The organism is Psychrobacter sp. (genome assembly GCF_035469765.1).
Taxonomy (GTDB): domain Bacteria; phylum Pseudomonadota; class Gammaproteobacteria; order Pseudomonadales; family Moraxellaceae; genus Psychrobacter.
In genome coordinates this window covers 1-6436 of sequence record NZ_DATIRM010000360.1, presented here as the reverse complement: position 1 = coordinate 6436, position 6436 = coordinate 1, and the positions used below count along the sequence as shown (strand labels likewise).

The following is a 6436-nucleotide window of genomic DNA, read 5'->3' as shown; positions in this document are numbered from 1 at the left end:
GTAGGCACAGCAAGCAAGAAAAATTTGCACCAGCAGTACGTGTTGTATCGATATTACTTTTCACCGACTATATCTAAACGCCACTTGATATGAGAAAAAACCCAATAGCACCATCAAAAAAGCCACCTTGCTAATCATAGCAAGGTGGCTTTTTTATTGACCGTCAAACCATTATGCTTGGTTTAAAAACGGATAATCGGTATAGCCTTCTGTGCCGCCGCCATAAAAGCTCTCTGGGTGCTGCTCATTGAGCGCCGCCCCTTCTCGGATACGTTCAGCCAAATCAGGATTGGCGATATAATCACGACCAAACGCCACGGCATCGATGTAGCCGGACTTGATGTTTCTTTCAGCCTTTTCCGCCGTATAACCACCAGCGGCAATGATTGTCTGATCAAACGCATCGCGAACACGCTGACGGAACTCATCGCTATAAGGCGTTCCACCTGCCCAATCAGGCTCAGATAAATGCAAATACATAATAGCGCGTTGATTGATTTGCTCAATCAGCCAAATGTTTTCGTCTTCGTTATATCCAGCTTCCACATTATTAAACGTACCAAGCGGTGAAATACGAATACCGACATGGTCAGCATCCCATGCGTCGACACAAGCATCAATCACAGCCAGCATCAAGCGCGCGCGGTTCTCACGGCTACCGCCGTATTCATCAGTGCGCTGATTGGTATGCTCAGCCCAGAATTGATGCAATAGATAGCCATGCGCGCCGTGAATCTCTACCCCATCAAAGCCCGCTTCTCTGGCGTTTTTGGTCGCAAGACCAAAGTCAGCAATAACTTGCTGGATTTCTGAAATTGTTGCTGGACGCGGCGTGGTCGCTTCAACGCGAATGGCTTGGTTGTTGCTATCACGCAGTGAAGTACGTACTCCCACATGAACATCGGAGGCAGAGATCGGCGCCTTACCATCAGGCTGAACGCTTTCGTGCGCTACAAGACCGGTATGCCAGAGCTGTACCACTATCTTGCCACCTTTGGCATGAACATTATCGACAATGGTTTTCCAAGCTGTCGTCTGATCTTCGGTATGGATGCCAGGCGCGCCCGCATAGCCTTTTGCCTGAAAAGAAACCTGTGTCGCTTCAGCAATGATAAGCCCAGCACCGCTACGCTGTGAATAATACTCGCCAGCAAGCGCTGTAGGAACATCACCGGGCTCGACAGAACGCAGGCGCGTCAAAGGCGCCATAATAATACGGTTTTTTAAGGTTTGGGCGCCCATTTTGACGGGTTCGAATAAATTATCATGTGCCATAAAAAGCCTTGTTTGCTGTTATAAAAACCTATTGCTAGGTTTATTAAAATAAGTGAATAGCGCTTAATAGTGTGTAAACAACCTAATACAAGTTGCTCAGCCGCTATAGGTAAATCGTGTTCTTTATAGGGGGCTAAGAAAGCGATTCCAAGCAAAATTTACAAACAAAAACATCAATATAGCGACTTCTTAAATTTTTCAATCACTATTATTCATGCAGTCTTATAAGCTTATTAAGGTAATAGAGATAGTCATCTTAGGCACATTGTTATAGTCATAACGATACTAGGGTTTAATAAATCAACAGTTAGTCAGTTTAAAATAAAAAGGATGTCTTAGGATTTGAGCATTTTTTTGATGGATAGCTCTAAAGACAAATACGTCCCAAACAGTATCACCATTGAGCCGATAATCGCGGGCGTATCCAACGCCTCACCTAACAGCAAATAACCCAAAATAATGGCAAAAATCGGAATCACCAAAGTAATACTGGTCGCCCGTACCGGACCAATACTTTTAATCAGCTGATTCATGAAGATGAGTGCAATAGCAGTGGAAAACACGCCAATACAGATGACAGACACCCAAGCTGTTAGGCTGATGGTCTTGCCATAAGGAAATTCATAAACCGCCACAGGCAACATTATCGTACTGGCAATGATCAGCGAGCCTGCGGTAATGGCAACCGGTGAAACATTGTATAAATAGTTTCTGGTAATATTGGCGCCAACGGCATAACCGACACAGGCTAATAACGCATAACCCATCGGCAGCAACCCTGAACCTGACTCAGCACCCTGCCCGCTACCGCCAAACAAGTTCTCACTCATCAAAATAATCACACCGATAACGCCGATAACCAAACCAAGTATCTGCTTTCTTGACAATCTGTCTTTGAAAAACACACTAGCGATAAAGCCGCTCATCATCGGTACAGAAGCATTAAGTACTGCTAACACCCCAGCGTTCACCGAGCGCGCTGAAAACGCAAACAAGATAAATGGCAGAGCAGCGGAAAATAGCCCAACCAACGTCAGTGCTTTCCAATTCTCACGAATACCTTGTCTGTTTTTTTTACTGACTAATACAAAAATCAGCATGGTCAGTCCAGCCAAGACCACACGAAGGCTCGCAAAAGCTAACGAGCCAAACTCGGGCACGCCAATACGATAAAAAATAAAAGACAGCGACCACATAAAGGATAAGGTGATAAAGATAATGAGATCGCGGTTAGACATGGGTTGATCCTATCGAGCGTTAGACAGTAAAAAAACTCGATGATAACTGCTTCATGGCTCAATAGGTGTTGTTTTTTCTATATTTACCTTACATTTTTCTATAAATCGACCTTATCCAAAATAAAATCAATATCTTTATCGCCGCGCCCTGACAAATTAACCAAAATCGTCTCGTCTACTGACATATCCTTGGCGATTTTCATCGCATAGGCAATGGCATGTGCCGACTCTAAGGCAGGAATAATACCCTCAAGGCGCGATAATGCCATAAACGCTTCTAAACATTCTGCATCAGTCGCCGACTCATAAGTAGCCAGTTTTAAATCTCGCAGATGCGAATGCTGAGGTCCAACCCCCGGATAATCAAGCCCTGAGGCAATCGAATGTACGGGAGCTGGCTCACCTTTTTCATCGAGCAGCACGTAGCATTTAAAACCATGAATCTCGCCTTTCACGCCCAGTGACATCGTCGCCGCATGATTGGGGGTATCTAAGCCTTCGCCTGCTGGTTCCACACCAATTTTTTCTACATTTTCATCATCAAAAAAGCCACTAAACATACCGATAGCATTAGAGCCGCCGCCAATACAAGCGACGACCTTATTAGGCAGCTTACCCGTCGTCGCTAAGAACTGCGCCCGTGCTTCATGTCCGACCACTGACTGAAAATAGCTGACCATTTCGGGATAGGGTGCAGGACCTAATGCCGAGCCAATCGCAAACATGCTGGTATCTAGCTCATTAAGATAGGTTTCAAAGGCGCTATCAACCGCTTCTTTTAGCGTACCAGCGCCACGCGATACCGGCACAATATTGGCACCCAAAATCTTCATTCGGCTGACATTTGGATGTTCTTTTTTAATATCGACAACGCCCATGTGTATTTCACACTCTAACCCCATCAATGCCGCTGCCGTGGCTAACGCTACGCCATGTTGCCCCGCGCCTGTTTCGGCAATCACTTTGGTTTTGCCCAATTTTTTCGCTAATAACACTTCACCCAAGCAGTGATTAATCTTGTGCGCGCCCGTATGGTTTAAATCTTCACGCTTAAAGTAAATCTGCGCGCCGCCGCAATGCTCCGTCAAACGCTGCGCATGATAAATGGGACTTGGACGACCAACATAAGTCTCACGTAAGCGCTTCATCTCAGCGATAAAATCTTCGTCTTTGATAATCTCACGAAAGCCTACTTCGATTTCATCCATGGCTTTGGCAAGATCAGGATGACCGATTTTGCCACCGAACTCGCCATATAGACCGTCACTATTCGGCAAAATTGATTGATGTAGACCGTAGCCAGTGTTGGTATTTTGCGTTGTCATAGTTAAGCCTTATTATTTTAAGATGAGTATTAGCATTGATGTTTTTGCCGAATTATTTAGCATGTTTGATGATAAAAATATTTTATATGTATTTACGTTCTAGTACATTGAAACAAGATAATAAGGTAAATTATTTAGAAGGTCAAGTCTGTACATAATACTGACACATTTTAAAGCAAGTAGATCACGCCTTAATCCCCGGCAGTGCTGGTGTCAATTGGTAACCATACCTACCACACAGCCATTGAATTCCAACCTTGCATCGGTAAGAATGGCAGTATTTATTTATAAAAGCCAATCCTAAAACCTGATAGATAAATCCCTACCCAAAAGGATAAATAATGAAACTGCGTATCTTAAAATCTGCCGTGACCAACCCTTGGTTCAACCTCGCGACCGAGGATTGGATATTCCAAGCGCTCGACCCTGACTCGCACACGCTATTCTTATGGCGCAATAGCGAGACCGTGGTCATTGGGCGCTCGCAAAACCCATGGGTAGAATGCAAAATCGATAAGATGGAGGCCGACGAGGTGTTTTTGGCGCGGCGTCAGAGTGGCGGTGGTGCAGTATTTCATGATTTAGGCAATACCAACTTTACCTTTTTATCACCCAAAGATGACTACGACCAAGACGCAAACTTTACCATTATCATTAACGCGCTAAAAAAAATGGGCATAGACGCGGATTTATCTGGTCGTAACGATATGCAAGTCGGTGATAAGAAAATATCAGGCAGCGCTTTTAAACATGCGCCTGATCGCAGCTTTCATCATGGGACATTACTCGTAAATGCCAACATGCAAAAGCTGGGCGATTATCTAAACCCGCATCCGCTTAAACTTAAAGCAAAAGGCATCAAATCTGTGCGCGCGCGGGTCGCAAACTTGACCGAGTTCAATGAAGATATCAATCACGAGACTTTATCCAAGGCGATTATTGAGGCGTTTTGTGAGTATCATGGCGACACTGCACCAATAGAAGAATTAGATGAAGCAAGCCTTGCTAAGCAACCTACATTAAATAAATACTATCAGCAGATGGCAGATTGGGATTGGTGCTTTGGTAAGACGCCTGAATTTACCCATCATATTGAAACACGCTTTGATTGGGGCATTATTGATTTACATCTTGATGTGAAACATGCGGTGATTGCAGAGGTTGTTATCTTCTCTGATGCGTTAAATGTCGAGCTGATTGAGCTGTTAAAAGAGACTTTGACAGACATTAAATACAATAAAGTCGATATCAAAACTAAACTTGATGAGTTAGGCAAAGCGCATGTTGAACTAGCATCGCAGATTGATGATGTGTCTGAGTGGTTACCTAGTGAAATGGAGGGTTAGGGTTGTTATGGGATTTCGTAAGGTCTGCTCGTTTCTTCAAAATATCATAAAAAATGAATATTAAATGTATGTCACCCGTATATCTATCCTAGCTTTATTAAAATAAATTCAATCTTTAAAAAACGAGAATAACATGAAAAAATTAGCTTTAGTCACGGTAAGTATTTTAGGATTCCCCTTATTATCTACGTATGCAAATTCAGCAAGTTTTGATTGCAATAAAGCCAGTACTTGGGTGGAAAAAACCATTTGCAAAAGCTCTGATCTATCAAAGCTTGATGAAGCAATGGCAAAAAAATATAAAAACAATCTCGTTAACGAGTCAGATGATAAAGACAGCAAAGATTGGGTGATTTATGAGCAACGAACATGGCTTAAATTCCAGCGCAACACCTGTAAAGAAAAAGAGTGTCTCATTCGTGAATATAAAGAACGTATTGAAGATAAAGCTCACTATGGTGTGGCTTGGAGCTTTCCAGAAGAACTAAGTAGTTCTGACTTACCTAGCAAGAACTCGTTTGGTAATTTTTCTCAGACTTTTAAAATTTCAATATATAATTCAGAAACTGGCCGAGATGATATTCAAGAGGTAAAAAACACTTTATCAATTCATAGTGTCGCTAATAAACCTTACCTTTCAATCGTCGAGGGAACTTTATTTTTTACTAATTTTCATACCTGTGCTATTGGAGAAAGTATTGCAACATGGTCACAGAATCATTGGGTTATCAATGATGAGCAGCAAGATGAAACCAGCGAAATACGCTTGTATCCAGTACTTTATAAAGGTAAGACACAGTTACTATTAAGAGATATTGATGATCAGTTTAAATCGGGCCGTTGCGGTGCTCGAGGTTATTTTGACAGTATTATATTAGAAAGAGAATAAATGAGCCAAACCCTTTCATCTTGTGGAAACGATCCTAAGCTATATCATAAGAAGCTAAATTTACTAAACCAAAAAAAACGGCAGGAAATATTTCCCTGCCGTTTTTCGATTTCAATTTATGACTTTAAATACCTTCCTAAATACTTGCCGCAACCTCAGCGCCATCACGAATCGCACGTTTAGCATCTAGCTCAGACGCCAGTTTAGCACCACCAATCAGATGGTATTGTGCATCTGGCGCATCGCCAACATTTGGCATCAGCTCAACGACAGATTCTTGACCAGCACAGACCACGACGCTATCGACACGTAGCAGCTGGCTTTGACCTTGATTATTGATGATCCAGATACCTTCATTGGTGA

5 protein-coding genes and 1 pseudogene are annotated in these 6436 nt (G+C 42.8%); 2 read left to right on the top strand and 4 right to left on the bottom strand.

The features are described 5' to 3' along the window. Nucleotides 1-171: 171 nt before the first annotated feature. The 3 genes from VLN09_RS09895 to trpB all read right to left on the bottom strand — a co-directional run bounded on the left by VLN09_RS09895 (nt 172) and on the right by trpB (nt 3838). Complete coding sequence (locus tag VLN09_RS09895) at nt 172-1275, bottom strand: alkene reductase (RefSeq protein WP_325246074.1); 1104 nt, start codon at nt 1273-1275, stop codon at nt 172-174. A gap of 335 nt (nt 1276-1610) precedes the next feature. After that, complete coding sequence (locus VLN09_RS09890) at nt 1611-2513, bottom strand: DMT family transporter (protein WP_325246071.1); 903 nt, start codon at nt 2511-2513, stop codon at nt 1611-1613. Between the two features lie 98 nt (nt 2514-2611). Continuing rightward, on the bottom strand, nt 2612-3838 hold the full coding sequence (gene trpB, locus VLN09_RS09885) for a tryptophan synthase subunit beta (protein ID WP_325246069.1): 1227 nt from the start codon (nt 3836-3838) through the stop codon (nt 2612-2614). 341 nt (nt 3839-4179) lie between these two features. On the opposite strand from trpB, the gene VLN09_RS09880 reads away from it, so the two are divergent. Then, the gene (locus tag VLN09_RS09880; RefSeq protein ID WP_325246067.1) at nt 4180-5184 is read left to right on the top strand and encodes a lipoate--protein ligase; all 1005 of its coding nucleotides are present in this window, start codon (nt 4180-4182) and stop codon (nt 5182-5184) included. A gap of 133 nt (nt 5185-5317) precedes the next feature. Then, nucleotides 5318-6073, top strand: a complete 756-nt coding sequence (locus VLN09_RS09875; RefSeq protein ID WP_325246065.1) for a hypothetical protein — start codon at nt 5318-5320, stop codon at nt 6071-6073. A gap of 136 nt (nt 6074-6209) precedes the next feature. Here the strand turns inward: VLN09_RS09875 and fadH are convergent. After that, nucleotides 6210-6436: pseudogene (gene fadH / locus VLN09_RS09870) on the bottom strand (NADPH-dependent 2,4-dienoyl-CoA reductase); the annotation flags it as partial.

Bases quoted from the DNA above. Each gene is read 5' to 3' on its own strand.
- VLN09_RS09875 (WP_325246065.1), top strand. From the start codon at position 5,318: ATGAAAAAATTAGCTTTAGTCACGGTAAGTATTTTAGGATTCCCCTTA.
- VLN09_RS09895 (WP_325246074.1), bottom strand. From the start codon at position 1,275: ATGGCACATGATAATTTATTCGAACCCGTCAAAATGGGCGCCCAAACC.
- trpB (WP_325246069.1), bottom strand. From the start codon at position 3,838: ATGACAACGCAAAATACCAACACTGGCTACGGTCTACATCAATCAATT.
- VLN09_RS09890 (WP_325246071.1), bottom strand. From the start codon at position 2,513: ATGTCTAACCGCGATCTCATTATCTTTATCACCTTATCCTTTATGTGG.
- VLN09_RS09880 (WP_325246067.1), top strand. From the start codon at position 4,180: ATGAAACTGCGTATCTTAAAATCTGCCGTGACCAACCCTTGGTTCAAC.